Source organism: Neobacillus soli NBRC 102451, assembly GCF_001591665.1.
GTDB classification, from domain to species: Bacteria; Bacillota; Bacilli; order Bacillales; family Cytobacillaceae; genus Neobacillus; species Neobacillus soli.
Map to the genome: position 1 here is coordinate 1 of NZ_BCVI01000036.1, position 25,884 is coordinate 25,884.

Genomic DNA, 25,884 nt, shown 5'->3' on the forward strand with positions numbered 1-25,884 from the left:
GGGCGATGGAGCTAGACAGTAGTCAAAGTTCAAAGATTCATATTCTGAAAAATGATTAAAAGTAATGATGAAGACGGCATTAAGAAATAGCTTCAGAGAGCCGGTGGCTGCTGCGAACCGGTGCTATTTCTTAAAAAGTAAAGCGAAAGCTTCTTATAAGCGGCGTAGACTGTCGCAGGGGGCTTGAGCCGGAAACTATTTTGCCCAGCCCTTCTGAACTGGCTGCCGAACGTTTTTAGTAGGCAGTCCCGGGTGAAACCGTTAAATTGTTGAGGCTGCTTTTACTATTATGCAGCAAAAGAGGGTGGCACCACGTTACATCACGTCCCTCATAACAAGACAAATCTGTCTGTTATGAGGGACGTTTTTTTATATGGAAAAGGGGCGGAGCTTGAATTATTATTTCCAATTTGAGCGTAAAATATACATTTTTCACTACGAATTAGGAAAGTTCTGCTTCGCTCACACCGCCTTTATTATGTTGGTATACAGCTTGTAATCCATTCATTTTCATGAATTGGTTGGGAGTTAAAACTCATAATAGTTTTTATTAGAAAAACAAAAAGAAAATTTGAAAGGATGAGTTTCCATGTTACTTGATCAACAATATTTGTTTGCCCCTGGCCCGACACCCATTCCTGATCGCGTGAAAATTGCAATGAATCAACCGATGATCGCCCACCGCAGCCCAGAATTTCCTAGCTTACTTGAAGATGTATCGACCCGCCTTATGCCTGTGTTTGGTTCCGAAAATCCTGTCACGGTTCTAGCGGGGAGCGGGACTTCCGCTTTAGAAACAGCTGCCGTTAATGTGATTGAAGAAAACGATGAGGTTGTTGTCATTGTCGCAGGTGCCTTTGGAGACCGTTTTGCCTCTATTTGTGAAACTTTTGGAGCAAATGTCCACCGCTTAAACATTGAATGGGGAAAAACGTGCAAACCAGAGCAACTCGAGGATTTTCTGAAGTCCCTTCAAAAAGAAATAAAGGCGGTGTTTGCCACCTATTGTGAAACGTCAACAGGTGTCCTTAATCCGATAAAGGATTTGGGCAAAGTTGTGAAAAGGGTAACGAATGCCCTCTACATTGTTGATGGGGTAAGCTGCATCGGCGCTGTCCCTGTTGATATGAAGGGTTGGAATATTGATATCCTCGTCGCCGGTTCACAAAAAGCGCTTATGCTCCCTCCTGGTTTAGCGTTTATTGCGATTAATGATGAGGCAAGAGAGGTCATTAGAAACTGTAAAGCTAAACGGTTTTATCTCGACTTAAATCGTTATCTAGCATCCTATGAAAATGAAAGGTCCACACCCTTTACACCTGCCGTCTCCCTTATTTTCGGTGCGCAGGAGGTTTGCAACATGTTTGAAGAAGAAGGCTTTGAGCAGGTGATCAAACGTCATCAGCTTTTAAAAGAGATGGTCCGTGAAGGCTTAAAGGCAATTGAGGTTCCGCTGTTAACATCAGATGAAGATGCTTCTCCAACCGTTACTGCGGTTAGAACGATAGACGAACCGGCCAAGCAAATCAAAAAAGTCTTAAAGGATAAGTTCGCGATTACACTTGGCGGCGGTCAAAAGAAATTAAAGGGAGAAATTTTCCGAATCGGACACATGGGGTATTGTACGCCATTTGATGTCATAAAGGTTTTAGGAAGCATTGAAATGACCTTAAAGTTTTTAGATGGAAAAGATGTACTAGGTACCGCTGTAAAAAGAGCTGAGGAGGTTTGGATTGAACATGTATAAAGTACTGGTAACCGATGGAATTAGTAATACTGGTTTAGTGAGCCTAATTGAACATCCCCATTTTGTTGTTGAAAGGCAGCCGACTCTTCCTGTGGAAGAATTGAAAAATATTATTGGCAATTACGACGCCCTGATTGTCCGAAGCCAGACAAAGGTAACCGAAGAACTGCTTCAAGTAGCTGGGAGACTCCGCGTAATAGCCAGAGCGGGTGTCGGGGTCGATAATATTGACGTCAATGCGGCAACTCGAAAAGGGATTATCGTGATTAACGCTCCAGGCGCTAATACGATTGCCGCAACCGAGCATACCTTAGCGATGATGCTGTCATTAGCTCGAAAAATCCCCCAAGCCCATCAAAAAACGGCAGCGGGCGAATGGGACCGTAACTCCTTTAAAGGAGTGGAATTGTACAAAAAGACACTTGGTGTTATCGGCATGGGTAAGATTGGAACAGAGGTGGCGAAACGCGCCAAAAGCTTTGGGATGAATATCTTAGGATTTGACCCGTACTTAACAGAGGAGCGGGCAAAGAAACTGGGAATGACGAAAGCAAGTTTAGATTTAATTGCTCAGGAATCTGATTTTATTACGATTCATACACCATTGACCAATGATACCCGTGGACTAATCAATGATGACTATTTGCAAAAAACGAAAAAAGGGGTTCGCTTTGTTAACTGTGCCCGCGGCGGTGTGATTGATGAAAAGGCTTTGGTTCGAGCGATTCAAGCCGGTCATGTAGCAGGAGCAGCCCTGGATGTTTTTGAAAAAGAACCGGTTGCGGATGTAGAATTGCTACAAAATCCAAATATTATCGTGACACCTCATCTTGGAGCTTCTACTGTAGAGGCACAGGAAAAGGTTGCCCAAGAGGTAAGTGCAGAAATCATCGAAATCTTTGAAACCCAGTCAATCCAGAATGCGGTCAATATGCCTCAAATGTCTGGTGAAACCCAGGCAAAGCTACAGCCATATTTACTGCTTGGCGATCAAATGGGACAGCTCGTGATTCAATTGTTAAACAAGCAGGCCCCTGATAAAATTGAAATCAATTACTATGGCGATTTAATTGATGAAGATACCGAATTGTTGACTCGTACATTGCTAAAAGGCATCTTATCCTATCATTTAAGTGATTCTGTCAATCTCATTAATGCCCTTCATCTTTTGAAGGAGCAGGGGGTTTCCTATAATGTTGTAAAAAATGCGACAAATAAAGGCTTTGCAAATTATATGGAACTTCGTGTTTCTAATGGGGGTGAATCAGCCCAGATTGGCGCAACCGTCCTAAATGGTTACGGTGCGAGAATTTTGAAAATTAACCAATATCGGATTGACGTGAAACCGGAAAAATATCTCTTATATATTAAGCACCGTGACGTTCCCGGTATGATTGGCAGGGTCGGCTCTCTACTAGGTGACTACCAAATCAATATTGGAACGATGCAAGTTGGTCGAACGGAGGTCGGCGGAGAAGCTATTATGGTCTTGACGCTTGATAAAACTTTGGGCGCGGATGTCATTCGTGACTTAACTCTAATTGATGGATTAGATGAAGCACAATTACTGGAGTTAGCGAATGTGGATACGTTTGAACCAGGGCATATCGAGCAGGAGAAGGTGGAAAGTCTATAGGTATAGGAGAGAGGGATTGCATGCAGGTGCAATCCCTCTTTTCTTTATCGGCTTATTTCCTAAAGACTGTTGTTTTTTGAATTCGCCCATTTGGATCCGAAATTCGCTCATTGGACCTTGAAATTCGCCTATTGGAATCCGAAATTCGCCCATTAGACCTTGAAATTCGCCTATTGGAATCCAGGATTCTCCGTTTGAGAGGTAATTAATTAAATAAATCATGAAAATCTAAAAATTTAAGTGTAATTTTACATAAAAAGATTGATTCTTAATGAGTTTAATCTTGATTTATCAAAACATACATAAAAAAACAGCTCTTTCTATAAAATTCCTTTCAAATCAAGCACGGAATCAAGAATATAATCCGCTTCATGCTTTTCAAATTCACTTCTAGCATCTTTGCCGGAAAGGCCTGTTAAAACAGCGGCAAATTGACAGCCCATTTGTCTTGCAGCCAGAAGATCCGCCAAAGAATCTCCTACAACCAAAACTTCTTCCCCATTCTCGATTGGCAGCGCCGTGTTTAAACAATCCCCTACAGATGTCCCCTTACCTTTAAGGCCCATAATATAGGTAAAAGGATGCGGCTTCGATAAGGATGTTTGTTCTGATAGCTCCTGCTCCGCCGCAAACACTTCATCAGCCGTCACAATCCGCTTTACATCAAAATGCTTCAACCAATTTAAATGCTGAAATGGCTGAATCGTTTCAAGCGCCGGCCTGCCTGTACCAATTCCAATCATGAATCCTGATGCAGTTAAGAATTGAAACACCTCATCGATTCTGTCCCGAGGCGCCAAAGTTGTTTCATTGGCAAGAAAACCTCTTTTACCTGTTTGTACCGAAGGTCTTCCGGTAGAGGCAAGAACATTCTCATCACCCACATACCATTCCTGGGATACATGCTCACAAATAGACCATAGCTCACCCTTTTCGAAAATGGAAGTATCCACCCCGAGCTTCTCCTTCGCCAACACATTCAAATAACCAAGCAATTCCTGCTTCGTCGCCTCTGACCGTGTAAAATCCTCCACAAACAAACTAAAATCCATTTTCACATGATAATTACTCAACACCCTGCCAATCTCCAATAATGTTTCTCGATTGATTGGTGCCTGACACCATTTATTGATTTTTTCAAATTCCGTATCCTTAATTTGCGATAAGAGATGGATAAGTTGGTGGCTGAAGGATAAATAGATCATATCCCAGTTGGCGTTTAGGCCGCGTGATTTCATTAATTTAAGGACGTTATCATTCTTAAATACTTGCTCTCGGATGGACTTAATTTCAGCTTCATTATATTTCGTTTTAAATTTCTCAGGTGACAGCGCCAAATAATTACTGCTAATTAACAGCTCCCACACCGTTAATGCCGAGGCATCAAAATAATGCTCCTCGCTTAACAGCACTCCATCTACATCAAACAAAATTGTTTTAATCATAAACTCCGCCCTCATTTCAAGCTTTACTTTTATACGTTATCGTAACACAGCATCATAAGGTAATTGAAGTACATTTGTTTAAATAGAAGAGAATAATTATTAGAAACGCTTAACCGCAGGGCGGTAGGTTAGAACATCTGCAATCGCTACACCTACCTTTGCTGCTTCCATGAAGAGGTCCTGCCACCATAATTCCTCGTTTCCAAAAAGCATATTTATATTTCCTGAATTACTATTCTTGATGGGCGCTCGCTCTGATCTTCCCCCTGTTCGGACACTCTGCGGGGTCCCAGAGTGCCCATCATGTGGAAAAAAGACCTGGGTTGGGCACTATGAACTATGAACTATTCTTATTCGCCATTCTCTCTGTCCCTACCTAAATAGCCAGCGAAAACAACCAATGACAAATAAAAGCATTGATTGTTTCACTGGCTATTCTTCGTGGTTTCTCCTCTGGAAGGAGGATGAAACGAATTAGGCAGTTACATATTTTTTAAAATTAGAAGTCCAAACCAATCGAGATATATTTCACTTCTAAAAACTCTTCAATCCCGTAATGACCGCCTTCACGGCCGAGACCGCTCTCTTTATAGCCGCCAAATGGCGCTTGAACGACAGAAGGCAAGGCATCATTCAGCCCAATAATTCCATACTCCAGCTGCTCGGTGATTCTAAAGGAACGGCTTAAATTCTCAGTATAAACATAGGCTGCTAATCCGTAACACGAGTCATTTGCCCGTGCAATGACTTCCTCTTCTGTTTTGAAGGTCGAGATTGGCGCGAGCGGGCCAAAAATTTCATCCTGCATACATTCCATATCATCCTGTATGTCAGTCAAAATCGTTGGGGCATAGAAATAGCCGTTTTCTTCAGCAGGTTTCAGCCCGCTGTAAGTGACCTTTCCACCCTTTTTGAGCGCATCCTTAACAAGTCCGTCTACTTTTTTATACGCAGCCTTATCGATTAGCGGGCCGATATCCGTGTCCTCTTCAAGTCCATTCCCGACCTTAAGCTTCTCTAATTCCGCTTGAAAAAGCTTGATGAATTCATCTGCGACCCCTTCTTGCACATAAACCCGATTCGTGCAAATACAGGTTTGACCGGCATTGCGGAATTTCGATTGAACAAGCCCAACGGCAGCTTTTGCTAGATTTGCATCATCCATCACGATAAACGGCGCATTCCCGCCGAGCTCAAGCGATACCTTCTTTACATTTTCGGCGGCACCGCGCATCAGCGTCTTACCAACCTCAGTCGAACCCGTAAAGGTAATTTTCGTCACACGCGGATCCTTTAGCCACACCTCTCCAATCTCAGCGGACCTTCCGGTGACCACGTTTAACACACCGGCAGGGATGCCGGCCTCATGTGCCAGCTCAACCATTTTCAAAGCGGTAAGTGGTGTTTGGTTTGCTGGTTTCACAACGGCAGTACACCCGGCTGCAAGCGCTGGTGCTACTTTTCTCGTAATCATCGCCGCTGGAAAATTCCACGGCGTAATCGCCGCAATGACACCAACCGGTTCTTTCCTAACTAGTATTCTCTTATTAGGGTGAGAGGCTGGAATCGTTTCACCATAGATCCTTTTTCCCTCTTCCGCATACCAGGAGATAAATCCATTCGCGTACATGACCTCCCCTAGTGCTTCTTTTAAGGGCTTTCCTTGCTCAATCGTCATGATTCTAGCGATTTCATGTTTATTTTCTTCTATTAATTGATACCATTTCATCAGGAGTCGATAGCGATCTTCCGCTGTTTTTTTCGACCAGGTTTTGAAAGCGGTATGTGCAGCATCAACAGCCTGCTTCGCTTCATAAGCACCGCCTGTTGGAACAGCGCCGACAACTTCTTTAGTGGCCGGATTAATGACTTCTGTATATACTTCATAATCATTCCCGACCCAGTCGCCATTAAGGTACATCGGATAAATTTGGTAGTTTTTCTTTACAACATCCATTTTATTCTCCCCCAACCGATAAGGCAGAGTCATTTAGATAAACTGCCTCCATTGCTTCCTCAAGAATTTGTAAACCTTCTTCAAGCTGGTCATCCGTGATTGTTAATGGCATCAAAATGCGAATCACATTTCCATAAAGGCCGGCACTAAGTAACATAAGCCCACGTTCGCCTGCCGCCTTAACAATTTTTCCAACCGCCTCTTTATCAGGAGTTTTCGATTGCCTGTCCTTAACGATTTCCATTGCACACATTGCTCCAAGGCCTCGGACATCACCAATCCCCTCGAAACGGTCCGCCAAAAGATGCATCTTTTCAAGCACTCTATCTCCCAATTTCTCGGCCCGGTCATTGAGGCCTTCACTTTCAATAATATCTAAAACCGTCAAGGCTGCCCGGCAGCCAAGAGGACTTCCTGAATAAGTACCGCCAATCTCTCCAACTGCAGCAGCATCCATAATTTCCGTCCTGCCAATCAGGCCGCTGATAGGAACACCGGCCCCCATTGATTTCGAAATGGTAATCAAATCTGGGACAACATCAAAATGATCAATCGCAAAATATTTACCCGTCCGGGCAAACCCGGTTTGAATCTCATCAGCAACAAACAACATCCCATGCTGGGTACAGATTTCTCTTACTCGTTGAACAAAGGCGGTGTCAGGCACTATAAATCCGCCTTCCCCCTGCACAGGTTCCATGACGACAGCCGCGATTGTTTCTGGAGCGACCTCCGCCAGTAAAAACTGTTCAAATTGCTCAATAATCATTACGTTATATTGCTGCTCAGTCATTCCTTCCGGGCGTCGATAGACATATGGATAGGGCGCCTTGTAAACCTCCGGTGCAAAAGGCCCAAACCCAAATTTATACGGCTTTACCTTGCTTGTCATTGTCATCGTCATTAACGTCCGGCCGTGGAAGCCCCGCGTAAACGAGATGATTCCTTGCCGTTTCGTATATTTCCTGGCAATCTTCACCGCGTTTTCAACCGCTTCGGCACCGCTGTTAAAAAAAGCAGCCTGTTTATCGAAATCTCCGGGAGCAAGTTTGCAGAGCCGCTCGGCCAACGAAATATACGATTCGTACATCATCACATTAAAGCCCGTGTGAACAAATTGACTTGCCTGTTCTTGAAGCGCCCTAACCACCCTCGGGTGAGAGTGACCGACGTTCAACGTCCCAATCGCACCGGCGAAATCTATATAGGTGTTGGCGTCGACATCCTCGACAAGGGCACCTTGTGCTTTTTTTACAAAGGAATGGCAATTATTGCTAATCCCTTTTGGAACATATTTATTTCTTCGCTCCAATAATTCCTGCGATATAGGTCCGGGAATCGCTGTTTGGAGCTTCACATATTTCTTTTCCACTATTTCCGCACCTCCCTTTTAAATACATACTTTAAAAATTTACCGTTTATTCTTATACTTGTTCCAAAACCTTTTTAAATGTGCCTACCACTTTATCTACATCTTCATAACTAATCGTCAGCGCAGGTTCAATTCGAATCGTCTTCGAGTTGATCAATGTTCCGGCAACAAGGACACCATGATCAAACATCCCTTTTGATACTTCATAACCGATTTCATCTTGGTGGAATTCAATCCCAATCATCAAGCCTTGACCGCGTATTTCCTGAACCTTATCTTCATACCCTTTCGACGCTTCCTTCAGCTTGTTGAGGAAATATTCACCGACCTCGGCTGCTCTCTCTGGTAATTTTTCCTCAAGCAGCACGCCAATCGTCGCAATTGCCGCCGCACAAGCTAACGGATTGCCGCCGAAGGTTGTTGTGTGCATAAACGGATTCGGGAACCAGCTCTTGATGACGTCTTCTGTCGCCACAACGGCACCTGCAGGCATAACTCCTCCGCCAAATGCTTTTGCCAGACAAATAATATCCGGAACAACCTCAAATAATTCCGCGGCAAACATTTTTCCGGTCCTTCCCATCCCCGTTTGTACTTCATCAAAAATTAATAAGGCCCCGTATTGATCACACAGCTCGCGAACCTCTTTTAGGTAGTTTTCTGGTGGAAGGATAATGCCCCCCTCGCCTTGAATTGGTTCAAGTAGCACCGCCGCCACATCTTCACCAACGGCAGAGCATACCTCAAACGTTTTTCTCATCATATCGATATCTCCGAATGGGACATGACGGAAGCCTGGGATTAACGGCAGGAATGGTTTACGAAACATTCCTTTGGCTGTTCCAGACAGGGCACCTAAGCTTTTCCCGTGGAAGGCACGAGTCGTTGAAATAAACGTCGTCCGCTCACTGTACATTTTTGCTAGTTTAAGAGCAGCCTCAACACTTTCTGTCCCGCTGTTAGTAAAAAAGGCATATTTCAAATTGCCAGGAGTTATTTCGGCTAAAATTTTTGCTAGCATCGCCCGAAGTGGATCGAGCAGGTCCTGACTATGCAGGGCTTGACGTTTCAATTGGTCGGTCACTGCCTTTACTACTTTTGGGTGACGATGGCCGACATTATAAATACCAAAGCCACCGAGACAATCGATATACTCTTTGCCATTGACATCCTTAAAGCACGCTCCGGTATCCGACCATTCCACGGCTGCAAATTGACCGTCCTTTGTGACTGTTTTTCGATAATCAAGAAAGCCCGGGTTTACATGATCGCGGAAGCCATCAACCGTTTCCTTTGTAATCCATTCAGCTTCATCCTGATTGATGTCCTCTTTTTCTATTAAACCTAAAACCTTGTTAATATATTCGCTCACATGTTGATTCTGATTTATCTTCAATTCTTGTTTTAAATCGATACTCATATTCTCGCTCCTCCTATTGAATTTAGTTAATTGTCCAGTGCAAGCAGCCCGGCAACTTCGCTTTTAATTTGAAAACCAACCAACTGGCTCAACCTGCAAATTAATATTAATCTGTTTAATCTCCTGGAACTCCTCTAATCCAAATGTTCCAAGGCTGCGGCCAATGCCACTTTGCTTATAGCCGCCCCACGGTGCTTCATTATAAGTAGGATGGTAGGAATTGACCCAGGTAATTCCTGCGCGCAGCTTTTTAATCACCCTTAATCCCTTTGCGCCATCTTTCGTAAATACAGCAGCGGCTAACCCATAAACGGTACCGTTAGCTAACTTCAACGCCTCTTCTTCGTTCTTGAACTTCTGAATAACAACGACAGGACCGAATATTTCTTCCTGAACAATTCTCATCTCCTGCTTTACATCAACGAATACCGTCGGCTCAACAAAATAGCCTCTTTCTAGGCTGTTGCTGACAATTCGATTACCGCCACAAGCAATGGTCGCACCTTCCTGTTTACCAATTTCAATGTAAGAAAGAACTTTTTCCAAATGCTGCTCGCTTACAAGCGGACCCATTTCTGTTGAAGGATCATCTCCAGGTCCTACTTGAATTTGAGTGGCCCTTTCAACAAAACGAGCAACGAATTGATCATAAATGCTTTCTTCGACTAAGATTCTTGACCCGGCTGAACATACCTGACCAGAACCGGCATAGATGCCAAATAATGCATAATCCACTGCCGTTTCAAAATCGGCATCGGCAAAAATAATATTTGGCGATTTGCCGCCTAACTCCAAGGAAACCTTTTTCATCGTGTCAGCAGCCGTCTTCATAATATGCTTTCCAGTTTTCGTACCACCTGTGAAGGAGACCATATCCACTTCCGGATGGGAAGCGATTTCATTTCCAACCACTGGGCCAGCCCCCATTACCATATTGGCAACCCCTTTTGGCAGGCCCACCTCTTCAAAAATTTCAAACAGCTTTTTCGGGGTTATCGGTGTCACCTCGGACGGTTTGTAGACAACCGTATTTCCCGCAGCTAAAGCGGGCGCGAGCTTCCAGACACTCATTAAGAGCGGGTAATTCCAGGGAACAATTAAACCGCAAACACCAACCGGCTCACGGACAACCATGGCCTGCATCGGATCGGCGACATGGTAGGTCTGGCCATCAGGTGCTGTGATAAGTCCTGCATAATAGCGGAAGCATGCGGCCGCATCAGCCACATCAAAGCCAGCTTCTCTTAATGGTTTACCGTTATCCTTTGTTTCAAGCTGTGTCAATTCATCAGCATTCTCATCAATTTTGTCAGCAATTTTTAATAAATAGGAAGCTCTTTCCTGTGCTGATATCCCGGACCAGACACCCTCTTCAAAAGCTCTGCGGGCAGCATGGATGGCAGCACGAGCGTCAGCGATAGTTCCCTCAGGGGCATAGGAAATGACTTCCCCATTCGCAGGATTAATGACCGGGCGGGTTTCTTGATTTTTAGCATCCTTCCACTCACCATCAATAAACATCTTTAGGCTTGCAACCTGGTTTCTTACCTCCACCATTCACAAACTCCTCCTTTATCTATCTCATTAGAAATTAGTGCAAGAAGCGTGCCAAACATAAAAAGACTGATAGAATGATATTCTTCATTGCGTTTTTGATAAAAGCTATTCATTTTTGCATAGGACTATTTCTGATTGCATAATGGTTCTACTAAACATAAAAAAAGTGGACAACCATAGTGTTTATTACACTTGGTCATCCACTTACAGGTGGTACTGTAGAATTTGGACTTCAGCTTATCATCCTCCACCAATCAAAAAGTCTGTCATCCTTCGACAAATTTCGGGTGGTGCCTGGCACCAGCTATTTATTTCCGACAATCGGCTGATCAATTAGATTAGGATCAAGGACATTCGTTCCACTCAAGCCGTTATTTACAATGATAATTCCTCCCGTGTTTATTACACCAGAGCCAGCAAATGTCTTTGCACTTTCTTTTGGTGAAATAAAGAGGCTGTCACCAAACTGGGTAATACCTCCACTTACATTAACGATTTCGACCGGTCCAATAATCGCTGGCACTACACACATCCCTTTCAATTCAACAATAAGATATTATATGTGTGTTCCCCTTCCTTGTTCATGCGGAACACCTATTTAAGGGGTTGACAAGTTTTCAACTTTTATATTTTTCTCACTGACTATTTTCTGATATTTCCTGCTTACTGATGATTGGCTGATTCCTAATGCTTTAGCCGCCTTTGTGGTTGTTTTGTATTGGTTCATCGCCATTACAATCAGCTGCTTTTCGACATGATCGATAGCATCCTGTAAGGGAATCACCCTGGTAATCACGGGCTTCATTTGTTTATGCTCATAGCCTACCGTTAAAAATTGACCGACAAACTCGGCGTCAATTGCCGGGTGATCGGCGGTAACCACTAATCTTTCAATAATGTTTTGCAGTTCCCTTACATTACCCGGCCATGGATAAAATTCGAGCACATTAACGGCATCGGGCGTTAAATGATAATTACGGTCGTATTTCTCATTCAACTGCTGCAGGAAATGAAACGCCAGCAGCGAAATGTCCTCCGTCCTCTCCCTTAACGGCGGAATGTGAATTGGAATGACATTTAAGCGGTAGAATAAATCCTCACGAAAGGTTCCTTCTTCGACCATTTTTTCCAACTTTTTATTCGTAGCGGCAATGATCTGCACGTTCACCTTAATCGGCATGGTACTTCCGACGGGAATAACCTCCTGTTCCTGAAGTACCCGCAGCAGCTTTACCTGCAGGTGCACAGGCATTTCACCGATTTCATCGAGAAACAAAATTCCGCCGTCTGCCTGTTTGAAGTATCCTTCTTTTCCATTTTTATCGGCACCGGTAAAAGCGCCTTTCGCATAGCCGAATAATTCACTTTCCAGTAAATTCTCCGGAATCGCCCCACAATTTAATTTAAGAAAGGGCTGTTCAGAACGCCTGCCCAGTTGATGGATCGCTTGGGCAATCACTTCTTTTCCAACGCCGGATTCGCCAGTTAACAGCACGGTCGAAGAAAAGTCGGCAATTTTCTTTGCCTGGTTAATTATTTTTTCCATCTTCGGACTGCAGTAAATCAGCTTTTTCAAAAAGCGGTCCTTACTCTTGATATTATCTAATTCCTTCTTATATTGTTCCGAAATTTTTCTCATTTCCTGTAGTTCGCTTTTTAAGCGCGATGTTTCGGTAATATCGCGCGAGGCTATGATAATTCGGTCCAATTCATTTTGTTCATTGTAGACGGGATTTCCAACCGCAAGGATTTTCCGTCCCGTTTTTGTTTCTTGAACAACGGAAACCTTTTTTCCCTTTTCTAACACAAGTCTTGTTACCGAAGGTGTAAACAGCCCCTGGTCCTCAAGTTCAAGAATATTTTTCCCAATAAGCTCTTTTAAATCAACCTTCCAGAAATTCTGAATGATATTTTCACTAAAGCGGATTAATTCGCCTTTGGCATTCACGACAAGAATTTCATCATAAATACTCGACAAAATAGCATGCAGGTCCATATTTAGATCCTTAATATATTCAATTTCCATTGCCATCTCTTCAACCATTGGCAAATCCTGGGCAACAATAATAATTCCATCGACTTCATTTTCATAGTTTAAAATAGGGCTATAATCGACGAGAACCCCCATTTCATTTGTTAAGACAAGATGGTTTAGAAGCGTCTTCCTCGTGGCAAATACTTTGTTAATATGGGTAGCGCTAAATATATTTTCTGCAGGAGCATTCAATACCTTTTCTGCCGTGGATTTAATCATTTTTAAACCGGCCTCATTGCAATTAATAATCCGCTTTTCCTTATCCAATACAAAAATCCCCATTGGAATCGAGGTCAGGATGATTTTTAGCAAATCAACGCTTTTATTTTCCTGTTTAAAAAGCTCTGCAAGGACGTCTTCCCTTCGTATGTAACCTGATGGTATTCCATCCTCACCTTTGATGATGGCGAATGGTTCACCAATAATTTGGAACAGGACAGGCAAGGAGATATGTTCGCTAAGCTGGCAGATACTTTCGATTGGTTTGGCCTGTTCAAATAAGCGCTCTAGCGAAAAGCTCTCTTTTTCTGGCTTCTCAAGCAATACATAGGCTATTAGTTTATCTTGTTTTTTAAAGAATAAAAAGGGTTCTTTAAGGTTTTTTAAGGTCGAGCGAAAAACGGCTTCACTTTCATCAACTGCGACTGAAATAATCGGTTTAATTTTTTCCTTAGCAACAGCAAACATAATGACATCCCCCTTAGTTCCTATCAACCTTATACTACCACTTTATTCAGAATTTTTTAAATTTAAAAAAAGAAGATGAGTGCCTCATCTCCTTTTCTGTAGTCTTTCATCACCCTTATGAAGGCTAATTCCTAAAGTTAAGCCCTTTTACGCCATTTTTGGAGGGGAACTCCAATAAAAAAGCAGTGTAATCCCATATTTGGGAAACCACTGCTTTTTCTATATCTATGGAATCAATCTAAAGTGAAGAAGTCCGATCCGCTTCATCAAAAGCAAGATCTGCCATTTTGGTTCGAAAGAATTTTGTTTGGATTAGCAAATAGATAAACCCAATGACTATCCAAACAATCCCGCCAATAAGGGCGTCAGCATGCAGGTTATACCACAAGATTCCCGTTGATCCCGCCCCAATGATTGGCATAATCAGGTAGGTAAAAACATCTTTGCCCGTTTTATATCTTTTTTTACGGAACACGAAATGGGCAATAACGGATAAGTTAACAAAGGTAAAAGCTATCAATGCCCCGAAGTTAATAACAGAAGAAATTAACTCCAGGCTGGGGGCGATTGCAAGCAGTGAAACTACTCCAACCAATATGACATTAAACGCAGGTGTCCGGAACTTTGGATGAACATAGCCGAACAGTTTCCTTGGCAGGACACCATTTCGTCCCATTACGTAAAGAAGTCGGGATACACTTGCATGTGAGGCAAGTCCGGAAGCAACGGTTGCTGCAAAAGCCCCGGCAAGGAAAATCAGTTGAAAGAGTGTTCCACCGACATACAACCCTATTTCGGGTAACGTATCATCAGTCACTTTAAAATTCGAGACATTCGGAAATAATGACTGCGCGAAATAACCCGCGATGAAAAAGATAGCCCCGCCGATTAAAACCGTCAACATAATCGCTTTCGGCATCGTTTTTTGATCAATCGCCTCCTCAGCGTACATGGTAACCGCATCAAAGCCAATAAATGAGAAACAAACCACCGTAGCTCCTGTCAACACATGACCCAGTTGTACATTTGCATGAAAGAGCGGTTCCGTAGTAAAAATGGTTCCTTGTCCCATCCCTTGGGAAAGCTTAACAAAAGCAAGCACAATAAAGGCCGCAATTAACACAATTTCAAAAATAACAAGAATTGAATTCAAATTTGAAGTTTTCCCCATACTCCAAACATTTAATGCGGTCACGACAGCGACATAACTAACAACCCAAATCCACGCCGGGACCTCTGGAAACAGGGATACCATATAAATGCGGATAATCAAAGCATTAACCATAGGAAGTAGGATATAATCTAATAACGCCGCCCAACCAACGATAAATCCAAGATGCGGGTTCATCGTCTCCCTTGTATACGTATAAGCCGATCCGGCACTTGGAAATACTTGTACCATCTTCCCGTAACTAATCGCTGTAAACAGCATAACTGCCAAAGCGGTTAGGTAGGCAAGTGGAACAACGCCATTTGTTCCTTCAGACACAATCCCAAATGTATCAAACACGATTGTCGGTGTCATATAACCTAATCCAAGCCCAACAATTGCCCATAGTCCAAGTGAACGCTTAAGGCTAGTATTCCCCAATATTATCAACTCTCCTTTTACCCTTATTTTTCATTTGAAAGCACTTACATTTTTTAAAAAGAAATTAGATTTTAACTATTCAATCGACCATAAACTCCTCCTCAAACCTTACCTAATATTGGATTATTGTAAATAGTTGCAATTTTCATGCCATTATTCTCTTTTAAAAAATCTTTGTTTACTAGGACCTTTCCGCATAATTTTTAAAAAATGAAGCCAGTTTTTTATGAAATTTTGCATAATCTAATCAGGTATGCATAAACGGAACGAATAAAAGCAAAAACAAAAAAACAGCGGATTCCTAATTTCGGAATCCACTGCTTATTTCTTTAATAAAATTCTATTTTCTAGGTAAACTAATGATATTGGCTATTATTTCGCAAATCGATGGTTACCGATTGTAACCGTTACTTGGCGAGAATAAATCCACTTACTTACTGCCGTTTTTGGATTATAAAAGAATAACGAACCATTTCCCTGTCCTTTAAAAGCCAATGCTTCATTCACTGCTTGTTTTGACGAAGCGTCTGCCGCTTGCTTAATCGCACCGTTTTGAACCGGAGTAAATGCATAATGACCATTAGAAATTTCATTCACAACACCCTTAATGGTATTTGGAAAATCATTGCTCGCTACACGGTTAAGAATAACGGTTGCAACAGCTACTTTCCCTGCATATGGTTCACCTTTTGCCTCAGCATGAACAAGACGGGCAAGCAAATCTTTTTCTGATGCAGTAATAGTAGAATTCGGGATTACTATATTTGTTCCCGCATAAAGAAGACTGCTAGTTGTATTGTTTGCTTTTAATAGACTATTAACAGGCACACCGTATTTTGTAGCAATTTTCCAATACGTTTCACCCGATTGAACTTTATGAGTGGTAGTTGCAGCTTCTGTTGTACCATTTAATGTAAAAGCTGACATTGATAAAATTAATCCAGTTGCAATCACGAGTTTTTTTAGTTTATTCATTTTATTACCTCCAATTTTTGTTGTCCGTTTCTCTACTACTAAGGCTATCAGTTGTAACACACTTATTCATTACCCAATAAGTGGTAAGCGAGAATCTGCTAAACTAGCGCCCACCATGAAAGCTTTTCTCTACTAATTGGAAGTAACAACCATTTTCTTATTATTCCCTAAAAATGGACCCCGTGGTGAATTTAGGACACATTATTACATTCTGTATCATGTATGTAACATAATAAGGTTCTAAATTAAATAAGTTTTCCACGAAATCTTCACCAAATTGACAACAAATCCCTTAAATTCATAGAGGATTTCACCATTAACTTTGGTAATAATATAAGAGAGATTAAAAAAGGAGGCTTTCGAATGGAAAATCAGTTAGTCAGCGTATTGAACAAACAAATTGCAAACTGGTCTGTCTTGTATATGAAGTTACATAACTATCATTGGTTTGTGAAGGGTGGGCAATTTTTCACTTTACACATCAAATTTGAGGATTTTTATAATGAAGCGGGACTGCATGTCGATGAATTAGCGGAACGCCTGCTGGCGATTGGTGGAAAACCAGTTGCTACTATGAAAGAATGCCTTGAAATTTCATCTATTAATGAAGCAACAGGTAATGAGTCCGCTGAAGTAATGGTCGAATCGGTCATCAATGATTTCTCGATTATCATCGGTGAATTGAAAGAGGGAATGAGCTTTGCAAGTGAAATAAATGACGAAACAACAGGCGATATGCTGCTAGCGATTCATTCCGGCCTTGAGAAGCACGTCTGGATGCTGACCGCCTTCCTGGGCAGGGGCATTTAATAGCAGGAAAAAAGTCCAACAGTGTTGGGCTTTTTGTTTTTAAATTATAATAATTATTAATAAGTATTGACTTTTATATAATATTCATATTATTATAATAGTATCTAAAACTTATTAAATGGAGGTTTGCTAAAATGTCTGCACCTGAAGTTATCGTTTATAGCAGTACTGGCTGCCCGTATTGTGAAAAAGTAAAATCGTTTTTAAAAGGTCAAGGAATTGAATTTGAAGAGCGTAATGCATCCATACATAAGGAATATTTTGACCAATTAAAAGAACGGAAAATATTTGGTACGCCGGCAACATTGATTAATGGCAAGCTTGTACTAGGCTTCCAGGAGAAAAAGTTCAATAAACTGCTTGGGCTGACAGAAGATCAATCTCCCATGGCTACCACCACTCCTCAAGCCGAAACAAACATAGAAAACGCAGATTCAATTTTTCAACCAGTTAGCGAAAAAATACTCGAGGAAGTATATGATTTCGTCACCATCGGCGGCGGGCCTGCCGGTGCTTCGGCTGCTGTTTACGCTGCACGTGGGAAATTAAAAACATTAGTGATTGATAAAGCCCCGAAAGCCGGAACGCTGGCAATCACCCATAAGATTGCCAACTATCCAGGTGTCCGTGAGGAATTAACCGGTCTTGAGCTGTTAACGAGAATGCAGGCACAGGCAAAAGATTTTGGAGCAGAATTCGTGCGCTCGACGGTACTTTCCGTTGATTTTTCAGATGAAATCAAACTGATTGAACTAGCTGAAGGTAGAATCAAGGCGAAAAGCGTCTTTATTGGCGTTGGCGCGAAGGCTCCCTCAAGTAAGATTAAGGGGGAAGAGGAATTTACCGGCCGCGGTGTCAGCTATTGTTCGACCTGCGATGCGGCATTCTATCAAGATCAGGTAGTCGCCGTTGTCGGTGATAATGATGAAGCCATCCATGAGGCGCAAAACTTGGCCAAGTATTGTAAAACAGTAAAATTGTTAATTCCAACTGAATTAAAAGGCGACGTTGATTTCACTTTATTAGAAAATAATCCAAAGGTTGAAATCTACAAACGTCATCGTGTCAGAGAAATCACCGGAACCGATAGTGTTGAAAAAGTCATTGTCCTTACTGATAAAAGAGTGGAACAAGTTTGGGATGTCGATGGGATTTTCTTATACCTTGGCGGAATGATGCCTGGAACAGATTTCTTAAAAGGCTCAGTGATGCGCGATGAGGAAGGCTACGTCATGGTCGATGATCTTCTCCGTACCAATGTTGATGGTGTCTTTGCCGGCGGGGACGCTAGAAGGACACCGATTAAACAAGCGGTTATTTCTGCAGCGGATGGAGCAATTGCCGCATTAAGTGCCGAGCAGCATGTTAATAAGCGCTCAAAACTACGCCCGCAATATAGTTAAAATATAAAAAATGGCCTGCCCCTCGCATCATTCGTTAATGCAGCAAGGGCAGGCCACTTTCTATTTATTATGCGCCGAGTTTAGGGGCTAGATTTACTGGTTCCTCTTTTGGCTTCCCGGAAATAGTAAACGCGATACCGGCTGCAATTACTAGAGCCACAATCATCATAATGAATGATGAATTGAATGAGCCGGTTGAATCAATCATGTAACCCATTAAGAATGGAGAAATGAAACCTGCAATCGATCCTAAACAGTTAACTGTCGCTGAACCGGATGCCATAATTTTTGCAGGAAGACTGTCAACGACCAGCGCCCAGAATCCCCCTTGAGCTAGGAACATAAAGAATGCAGCAAGACATTGGTAAATGATAACCATTGTTAAGGATGAAGCTTGGAACATTAAATATAACGCTAAACCTCCAGCTAATGCGTTCGGGATAAATACCCATTTTCGATTTCCTTTCATTCTATCGGATATATACCCTCCTAGAACGATTGCTACTGTTCCTACTAAATACGGTAATGCACTATAGATACCTGTCTTCATTAAAGAGAGACCTTTTTCGTTGATCAGATAAGATGGAAGCCATGAGGTAAAGCCCCAAAATGTAATATCAAAGAAGAACCAAATAAGTGCCATTTGCCACAAAATTGGCTTTTTTAATAGTTCCTTGAAAGATACATCAGATTTCTTTTTCCCAGAAGCGTTCTCCACCACTATATCTTCGTCTAACTCCGCAAGTTCCTCTTTGGTTATTTTAGGATGATCTTTTGGATTATCTTTAAACTTAAACCAAATATAAATACCGATTGCTAATCCTGGAATCCCCATTACGATAAAGACAACACGCCATCCATATAACCCGATGATTGCTGCTGCCACAACCGCTGCAATTGCCGGTCCAAGCGTATTTACGGTTGATTGAATCCCCGTGGCTGTTCCACGCTGCTTACTTGGAAAGTAGGTAGCAATTGCTTTGTACGTTCCACCCGGTAAACAGGCTTCACCCAAACCGAAGACAAAACGAACCAATAAGAAAAGAGGATAAGAGAAAATTACCCCTGTTAAAGATGTAAAAATAGACCACCAAACAATACCAACACTTACTATCCGACGGAAACCAAATTTATCTGATAGCATCCCGCCGGGAATCTGGAACAATGCATAGCCGGCAAAGAACATACTTAATAGTAATCCTTGAGCTGTCTTATTTAAGTTAAGGTCTTCCCCGATAAATGGCAGGGCAATCGTAATAACCATCCGATCAAGAAATGAAAATAACCAACATAACCATAGAACTAATAAAATTGAATAGCGAACCTTCCATTTTTTCTTTGGCTGTACTTGAGATAAGTCACTCACCAAAATCCCCCCCTTAAATACCTTCGTAGATTTGCGTCTATAAATAAAACGATTTCATTTTCTCGAGAATAACTATAAATTCTAATCCCTCATCTTTTCGAAAACGGTTTTTAACTATTCCCTAAATTCATGATATATAAATGGTTGGACATTTTGTTATATTAGTCACGAAATGAACATAATTAGATATAAAACGCCTTCAAATACATACGAAGTGCAGTGAGTAAAGTTAAAAAAGCATTAAAAGGGGGTTGAAAAAACATTAAACTTTCCATCTAAATATAAAGATAAAATAAAAACAGCCACAATTATCGAATTTGGTTAAAAACCTAAGTATTGGCGAACGGTTTTAGCATAGGAGCGACTAACTGGAACTTTGGAACCATCACAAAAAATTAAATTATAGGTGCCATTAAACCATTGTTCTATTTCACTCACATATTTTAGGTTGATAATATAGCCACGATGTACTCTCAGAAAAGAATGATTTTCTAATTTTTGTTCTATTTCATATAAATTTGTATCAATGATGTACTTATCATTTACTGCTTTTACAAATACTTGGCGATTTTCTGTTCCGATATAGAGAATATTATCGATATCCACCAAGATAATCCGCTCATCTTTAACCACCGCTAGCTTATTTATTTTTAGACTCGACTTCGCTTCTTTAACCGGCTGTGATTGGTCGTCTTCCTTTTTTAATTGATGCCACTCTGCTATTCTTTCAAGGGTTTGTTCAATTCTTTTTTCATCAAATGGCTTTAAAATATAATCGACGGCATCAAGCTCAAAAGCTTTGATTGCATACTCCTCGAATGCTGTTGCAAAAACAATGAAAGGCGGCTTTTTTAATAAACGGAGTTTTTGAGCTAATTCAATTCCACTTCCATTTGCCAAATGAATGTCCAAAAAAATAACTTCGGGCTCCAATTGATGAATCCCCAAAATAGCAGCTTCTATTTCATCTGCTTCTCCTACTACCTCTATTTTATTACTTTGAGAAAGTATGTCCTTAAGGTCTTCTCTAGCAAACAACTCATCCTCAACCAAGAAAGCTCTTATCACAAGACTCTTCCTTCCTTTCATATTGGAGGGGAACAATGATTGTAATGTTTGTTCCACTGTTAACCTTGCTGTCTATAGAAAAAAAAGCTTCTGAACCAAACACTAATGATAGCCTCTCCCTAATATTTTGTAACGCTATCCCTGTCCCTTTATTTGAGGGAATGGTTTCACTGCCAATAAGCTTTAGCCTTTCGCTAGGAATTCCTTGACCATTATCTTTAATTAAAAGTCTAAGGAAACTTTCTTCCTCAATGTCTATCGTAATTTCAATGGTTTCCTGTTTACGTCGTTGTGAAAATCCATGAACAATTGCATTTTCAACAAGAGGTTGAATGGTGAACGGAGGGATTAATGCCATATTAACGCTTGGATGTACCGTTGTTTTAATGGTAAAACGCTCCGGAAAACGTGCTTGTACTAAATTAAAATAAGCATTTAGAGTCTCCATCTCCTTCTCAATGGGGATTAAAGTCTGACTTGCCGCACTCGTATTATTGCGAAGAAAAGTACTTAAGTGAAGTAATAGCGATCTCGCAAACAAAGGATCTCTTTTACAAAGAGCGGAAATCACATTAATCGAATTAAAAAGAAAATGAGGGTGAATTTGAGCTTGTAATGCTTTAATTTTTGCATTTTGCAGCAATTCTTTATGCCGTTCAGCATCACCTATTTCTAACTGGGTTGAAAACAACATGAGTAAACCTTCCGCTAATTCTAGTTCCGCTTCATTCATTTTAAATGGCTTCTTATAATATAATTTGAATGTACCTACAGGTTTTTCGCCCACTACCAATGGGACAATAATGACTGCTTTCAATGGACAATTACTATTTTTCAAGTTTATCGCTTTTAAGGTATGTATTTCCCCATTTTGGAGTACCTCTTTTACTGCGTCTTGATCAACGTACCGCAGTAAGTGTCCATATTCTTTCCCTTCACCAACATGGGTTAAAACATCAGTTAAATCGGTAATGGCTACAGAATCAGCCTTTGTATATGTACATAGTATTTGTGCTACCTTTTCGCATGAATGCACATTGAACCCCCTGCGAAAAAATGGCAATGTTTTATTTGCGATAAATAATGCCTTTTGGGTTTGAATGGCCTTTGCTTTTTCTTCTTCGCGTACCACACTATAGAAGATTAATGCACAGATCCAAATTCCAATTCCATTTACAATGATAATCGGTAATCCAGTGAATTGAATTAATAGCAAAGCCACGTTATGTGATTTCGTAAAAACAGGGATTAAAATAATTTGCAGGAATAAGATTAAAACACTTATCAATAAAATAAGCGGCGGCTGCATTCGTTCTTTAATGGTAATTTTCCGATTGATCCAACCTGCTGTTAATCCACCTAATATCGTCAGAATAAAAGTAGCCGTATTAATAAATCCGCCTAATAGATATCGGTGTCCGCCTGCGATAATTCCAGCACCCAATCCGACTGCTGGGCCGCCAAAGAGCCCGCCAATAATTACACCTATATTACGAGTATCTGCAATCGCCTTAAAGGAGTCTAGATTATAGGCTTCTCCTTTTGATACGATTTTGGAAATATCGGGATGGATTTCAATCCCTGTATAATTGCCTATTATGCCAAATAAACCAAATACAAAAATCATCACAATTTTACCTTTCCAGCTTAAGTGCTGGTAAATCATTTGTCTAAAGAGAGTTAGCCGAGTAATCAGGAATGCAATCGTAACAATCATGCACATCCGCCAAATCAGCTGGCTTATTAGATCTAACATAGAAACTTCTCCTATTTTTCAAAGTCCTAAGTAACTTAATATGGACCGTATGTTTTGTGCTAAGTTTCCCCTAATCCCTAAAAAAGACAGCGCAGGCCGTCTTTTCTATTTCACCGTTGTTACAAGTGAATACCCAATACCAGGATATGTACAAATGACCTTGGAGATATCCGTACACCCAGCATCCTTTAGCTTTTTCCGAATTCTAGCAATGGCGACACGTAAATACTCAACTTCATCGCGGTATTCCGCCCCCCAAACCGTTACAAGAATTTGCTCATGACTGACAATTTTGTCTGTATGAATGGCAAGGTGCTCTAAAATCAAATATTCCGTATTGGTAAAGCGCATCTCCTTCTCATCCACATACACACGTTTTTGAGCAAGATTTATGTGAATCCTGCCAATAGTAATCTTCTTATCCTCATGAACTGTCTGCTCCAAATGGGAGGACCTACGTAAAACGGCTTTTACCCTGGCAAATAATTCTTCAAGCGAAAATGGCTTCGTTAAATAATCATCGGCCCCACGCTCAAAACCCTCCACCAAATCATTGGAATTACTGCGTGCAGTTAAGACAATGACAGGAACATTAGAAAATTTCCGCAGCCTTTCTAGAACGGTGAATCCATCCATGTTCGGCATCATAATATCCAAGAGGATTAAATCAAGCTTATGCAGATCAAAATTTTCAAGGAACTGTTCACCATCTGAAAACGTTACTACTTTATATCCAAGAGATAGTAAGTTCGCCTTTATGAATCGGACAATTTTAGGCTCGTCATCTACGATTGCGATTTTATGATTCATAATGACCTCCTGGTTCTTTCGCATCAATCGGGAACTTCATTGTAAAAATACTCCCCTTTCCAGGTTCGCTATCAACTAGAATATCTCCATCATGTTCTTTCATTAAACCCAGGCAAATCGACAAACCGAGACCCGTTCCTCCCGTTTTCCGCTGTGGCGAATTATCAACTCTAAAAAAGCGATCAAAAATTTTTTTGGAAAGTTCCTTTGAAATACCGATTCCGTTATCCTTAACATGAATAAATACATCCTCTGAACCGGCCTCAGCCGTTAAGAAAACCTTTTTCTCTGGCGAGTCATTGTGGACTAGTCCATTCATAATCAAATTTAGCAGTACTTGCTGCAGGCGCTTTTTATCCCCATAAAGCAAGGGAATCTCTGAAATATTATCTGCGTTAAAACTGACCTTATTGCTATCTGCTATTTCGCGGGGCAGCTGGTCTAAGGTATTTGATATCAATTGAGAAATAGGAAAATAACCTTTATTTAAAGACATCGTCCCCATTTCAATTTTCTTGATATCGAACCAAACGGAAATTAAATCCTGCAAATGCAAAATATCCTCATGGATTCCCTGTAAAAGCTCTAATTTGAAATCTTCGTCCCACTCAGCATCTTTTCTCATTAATGTTTCTACACTGCCGCGGATGCTTGTAATCGGTGTCTTAAATTCATGACTGGCAATTGTAATTAAATTACTTTTTAACTGGTCAATCTCTTCCTCTTTCGTAATGTCACGAAGCAAGTACCCATTACCAATATAGCCTGTGTCAGAATACACACTAAATTTGTTCAACATTATATACTTTAGCTGATTCCCATCCTCAAGCGTTATTTTTACAGTTATATCCTCTGATTGTAATAACTGATCTACCTTTTTATTTTTCGAAACACTTAACTGCTGTAAAAAAGCAATTAAATCCATTTCTGTTTTAAGGTCTTCTATACCCATGTTGTGAAAAAGAGAATTATTAATAAATTCATTTTGATAAACAATATTTTTATTGTTATCGATTAGGATGATTCCTTCAGTCATACTTCTAAACACAGCATTTAGCCGGGCATGCTGATCCTTATATTCCGAAATATTGAATGGTTCTTTATTTATCATTGCAAATTCAACCTCAGACTCCTTCATAAGATGCTCCCCCTCATTTTTCCATCCTTACTATTAAAATGCCCATATTATTAAAAACCCCCTATATGTTTTACATACAGGGGTTGGAAATCTATAATTAGCTCATTGTTACTAAGTTTGAAGTTTCATCTGCTGCTTCACTACTCATTACGATACGTGTACCAGTTTTTCCTTCAATAGCATCCTGAAGCTTATCAATGGATGTAATGATCACGTTTTTACCGCCTTTTTGTAAAAATAAAATGGCCGCCTCAATTTTCGGACCCATGCTGCCTTTTGGAAAATGGCCTTCTTCCATATAACGGATGGCATCATCCGCTGTCATTTCTAATAAGTTTTGTTGCTGTGGTGTGCCGAAATGAATCGCAACCTGTTCAACGCCAGTTAAGATAAATAAATAATCTGCATTGATTTCGGCAGCCAATAATGCACTGGCAAAATCTTTATCAATTACTGCCTCAGTACCTTCAAGCATCCCGTTATTCTCTACAACAGGAATTCCGCCGCCTCCAGCTGTAATAACGGTAATGTCCTTTTCAAGTAATGCTTCAATCGCGTCTTTTTCAACAATTTTAATCGGTTTTGGAGACGCTACTACACGTCTATACCCTCTGCCGCTATCTTCAATAAAAGTCAGTTTTTCATTTTTAAGGATTTCTTCCATTTCTTCTTTTGAATAAAACGGTCCAATTGGTTTAGTAGGGGCATCAAATGCTGGATCATCTTTAGAAACAACTGCCTGCGTAACAACGGTAGCGACAGTCTTATTAATATTACGCTCAACCATTTTATTTCTAAATGCCTGCTGGATTAAATAACCTAAGTTACCTTGAGTTTCTGCATCGCAAACATCTAAGGGATAGACTGGGACAACTGATTCAGCCATTTGGCCTTTAATTAACGTATTACCTACTTGCGGACCATTGCCATGAGTGATGACAACCGTGTGGCCTTGTTCGATTAACCCTAGTACAGGCTCACAGCTTTCATTAATATTATTTTTTTGCTCTTCAATTGTACCCTTTTGTCCTTCTTTAATAATTGCATTGCCGCCAATGGCTAAAACGATTTTACTCATATAAACATCTCTCCAATGTTGTAATATAATTTA

At 40.9% G+C, this 25,884-nt stretch carries 19 protein-coding genes; 4 read left to right on the plus strand and 15 right to left on the minus strand.

Annotated elements, in window-relative coordinates; all coding sequences use genetic code 11:
- Nucleotides 1–589 precede the first annotated feature (589 nt).
- Both BSO02S_RS12860 and serA read left to right on the plus strand, forming a co-directional pair.
- Nucleotides 590–1,747, plus strand: a complete 1,158-nt coding sequence (locus BSO02S_RS12860) for a pyridoxal-phosphate-dependent aminotransferase family protein (RefSeq protein ID WP_066067587.1) — start codon at nt 590–592, stop codon at nt 1,745–1,747.
- Nucleotides 1,740–3,383, plus strand: a complete 1,644-nt coding sequence (serA, locus tag BSO02S_RS12865) for a phosphoglycerate dehydrogenase (RefSeq protein WP_066067590.1) — start codon at nt 1,740–1,742, stop codon at nt 3,381–3,383. Before BSO02S_RS12860 ends, serA begins: the two co-directional genes overlap by 8 nt.
- Nucleotides 3,384–3,703: 320 nt before the next feature.
- Here the strand turns inward: serA and BSO02S_RS12870 are convergent, their stop codons facing one another.
- The 9 genes from BSO02S_RS12870 to BSO02S_RS12910 all read right to left on the minus strand — a co-directional run bounded on the left by BSO02S_RS12870 (nt 3,704) and on the right by BSO02S_RS12910 (nt 16,422).
- On the minus strand, nt 3,704–4,828 hold the full coding sequence (locus BSO02S_RS12870) for an HAD family hydrolase (RefSeq protein ID WP_066067593.1): 1,125 nt from the start codon (nt 4,826–4,828) through the stop codon (nt 3,704–3,706).
- 499 nt (nt 4,829–5,327) lie between these two features.
- Entirely contained in the window at nt 5,328–6,749 is a 1,422-nt protein-coding gene (locus BSO02S_RS12875; protein WP_142303778.1) for an NAD-dependent succinate-semialdehyde dehydrogenase, read from the minus strand.
- A gap of 37 nt (nt 6,750–6,786) precedes the next feature.
- The gene (gene gabT, locus BSO02S_RS12880) at nt 6,787–8,157 is read right to left on the minus strand and encodes a 4-aminobutyrate--2-oxoglutarate transaminase (protein ID WP_066067597.1); all 1,371 of its coding nucleotides are present in this window, start codon (nt 8,155–8,157) and stop codon (nt 6,787–6,789) included.
- Nucleotides 8,158–8,209: 52 nt separating this feature from the next.
- Nucleotides 8,210–9,577 carry a putrescine aminotransferase gene (locus BSO02S_RS12885; RefSeq protein WP_066067600.1) on the minus strand — a complete coding sequence of 456 codons (1,368 nt, stop codon included), beginning with the start codon at nt 9,575–9,577 and terminating at the stop codon, nt 8,210–8,212.
- Nucleotides 9,578–9,640: 63 nt separating this feature from the next.
- Entirely contained in the window at nt 9,641–11,134 is a 1,494-nt protein-coding gene (locus tag BSO02S_RS12890; protein WP_066067603.1) for an aldehyde dehydrogenase family protein, read from the minus strand.
- A gap of 304 nt (nt 11,135–11,438) precedes the next feature.
- Nucleotides 11,439–11,657, minus strand: coding sequence for a spore germination protein (locus BSO02S_RS12895; protein WP_066067605.1), 219 nt, complete (start codon nt 11,655–11,657; stop codon nt 11,439–11,441).
- Between the two features lie 75 nt (nt 11,658–11,732).
- Complete coding sequence (locus tag BSO02S_RS12900; RefSeq protein WP_066067608.1) at nt 11,733–13,856, minus strand: sigma 54-interacting transcriptional regulator; 2,124 nt, start codon at nt 13,854–13,856, stop codon at nt 11,733–11,735.
- Between the two features lie 238 nt (nt 13,857–14,094).
- On the minus strand, nt 14,095–15,447 hold the full coding sequence (locus tag BSO02S_RS12905; RefSeq protein ID WP_066067611.1) for an APC family permease: 1,353 nt from the start codon (nt 15,445–15,447) through the stop codon (nt 14,095–14,097).
- 372 nt (nt 15,448–15,819) lie between these two features.
- Complete coding sequence (locus tag BSO02S_RS12910; RefSeq protein WP_066067614.1) at nt 15,820–16,422, minus strand: cell wall hydrolase; 603 nt, start codon at nt 16,420–16,422, stop codon at nt 15,820–15,822.
- Nucleotides 16,423–16,785: 363 nt separating this feature from the next.
- On the opposite strand from BSO02S_RS12910, the gene BSO02S_RS12915 reads away from it, so the two are divergent.
- Both BSO02S_RS12915 and BSO02S_RS12920 read left to right on the plus strand, forming a co-directional pair.
- Complete coding sequence (locus tag BSO02S_RS12915; protein ID WP_066067617.1) at nt 16,786–17,232, plus strand: Dps family protein; 447 nt, start codon at nt 16,786–16,788, stop codon at nt 17,230–17,232.
- Nucleotides 17,233–17,366: 134 nt separating this feature from the next.
- A complete protein-coding gene (locus BSO02S_RS12920; protein WP_084375012.1) occupies nt 17,367–18,635 on the plus strand; it encodes an FAD-dependent oxidoreductase in 1,269 nt (422 codons plus the stop codon).
- 67 nt (nt 18,636–18,702) lie between these two features.
- Here BSO02S_RS12920 and BSO02S_RS12925 read toward each other — a convergent pair whose 3' ends face one another.
- From BSO02S_RS12925 to arcC, 6 genes are all read right to left on the minus strand, one after another.
- Entirely contained in the window at nt 18,703–20,001 is a 1,299-nt protein-coding gene (locus BSO02S_RS12925) for an MFS transporter (protein ID WP_218010604.1), read from the minus strand.
- Nucleotides 20,002–20,322: 321 nt separating this feature from the next.
- On the minus strand, nt 20,323–21,069 hold the full coding sequence (locus tag BSO02S_RS12930; RefSeq protein ID WP_066067620.1) for a LytR/AlgR family response regulator transcription factor: 747 nt from the start codon (nt 21,067–21,069) through the stop codon (nt 20,323–20,325).
- Complete coding sequence (locus BSO02S_RS12935) at nt 21,047–22,825, minus strand: LytS/YhcK type 5TM receptor domain-containing protein (RefSeq protein WP_066067623.1); 1,779 nt, start codon at nt 22,823–22,825, stop codon at nt 21,047–21,049. The genes BSO02S_RS12930 and BSO02S_RS12935 overlap by 23 nt, the downstream gene beginning before the upstream one ends.
- A 105-nt stretch (nt 22,826–22,930) precedes the next feature.
- The gene (locus tag BSO02S_RS12940; protein ID WP_066067626.1) at nt 22,931–23,635 is read right to left on the minus strand and encodes a response regulator transcription factor; all 705 of its coding nucleotides are present in this window, start codon (nt 23,633–23,635) and stop codon (nt 22,931–22,933) included.
- A complete protein-coding gene (locus tag BSO02S_RS12945; protein ID WP_066067629.1) occupies nt 23,625–24,773 on the minus strand; it encodes a sensor histidine kinase in 1,149 nt (382 codons plus the stop codon). The genes BSO02S_RS12940 and BSO02S_RS12945 overlap by 11 nt, the downstream gene beginning before the upstream one ends.
- Before the next feature lie 97 nt (nt 24,774–24,870).
- Nucleotides 24,871–25,851 carry a carbamate kinase gene (gene arcC / locus BSO02S_RS12950; RefSeq protein WP_066067633.1) on the minus strand — a complete coding sequence of 327 codons (981 nt, stop codon included), beginning with the start codon at nt 25,849–25,851 and terminating at the stop codon, nt 24,871–24,873.
- Nucleotides 25,852–25,884: the final 33 nt, after the last annotated feature.

Coding starts and splice junctions, on each gene's coding strand:
- arcC (WP_066067633.1), bottom strand. CDS start 25,851: ATGAGTAAAATCGTTTTAGCCATTGGCGGCAATGCAATTATTAAAGAA.
- BSO02S_RS12945 (WP_066067629.1), bottom strand. CDS start 24,773: ATGAAGGAGTCTGAGGTTGAATTTGCAATGATAAATAAAGAACCATTC.
- BSO02S_RS12860 (WP_066067587.1), top strand. CDS start 590: ATGTTACTTGATCAACAATATTTGTTTGCCCCTGGCCCGACACCCATT.
- BSO02S_RS12890 (WP_066067603.1), bottom strand. CDS start 11,134: ATGGTGGAGGTAAGAAACCAGGTTGCAAGCCTAAAGATGTTTATTGAT.
- BSO02S_RS12870 (WP_066067593.1), bottom strand. CDS start 4,828: ATGATTAAAACAATTTTGTTTGATGTAGATGGAGTGCTGTTAAGCGAG.
- BSO02S_RS12900 (WP_066067608.1), bottom strand. CDS start 13,856: ATGTTTGCTGTTGCTAAGGAAAAAATTAAACCGATTATTTCAGTCGCA.
- serA (WP_066067590.1), top strand. CDS start 1,740: ATGTATAAAGTACTGGTAACCGATGGAATTAGTAATACTGGTTTAGTG.
- BSO02S_RS12885 (WP_066067600.1), bottom strand. CDS start 9,577: ATGAGTATCGATTTAAAACAAGAATTGAAGATAAATCAGAATCAACAT.
- BSO02S_RS12910 (WP_066067614.1), bottom strand. CDS start 16,422: ATGAATAAACTAAAAAAACTCGTGATTGCAACTGGATTAATTTTATCA.
- BSO02S_RS12915 (WP_066067617.1), top strand. CDS start 16,786: ATGGAAAATCAGTTAGTCAGCGTATTGAACAAACAAATTGCAAACTGG.
- BSO02S_RS12940 (WP_066067626.1), bottom strand. CDS start 23,635: ATGAATCATAAAATCGCAATCGTAGATGACGAGCCTAAAATTGTCCGA.
- BSO02S_RS12920 (WP_084375012.1), top strand. CDS start 17,367: ATGTCTGCACCTGAAGTTATCGTTTATAGCAGTACTGGCTGCCCGTAT.
- BSO02S_RS12935 (WP_066067623.1), bottom strand. CDS start 22,825: ATGTTAGATCTAATAAGCCAGCTGATTTGGCGGATGTGCATGATTGTT.
- BSO02S_RS12875 (WP_142303778.1), bottom strand. CDS start 6,749: ATGTACCTTAATGGCGACTGGGTCGGGAATGATTATGAAGTATATACA.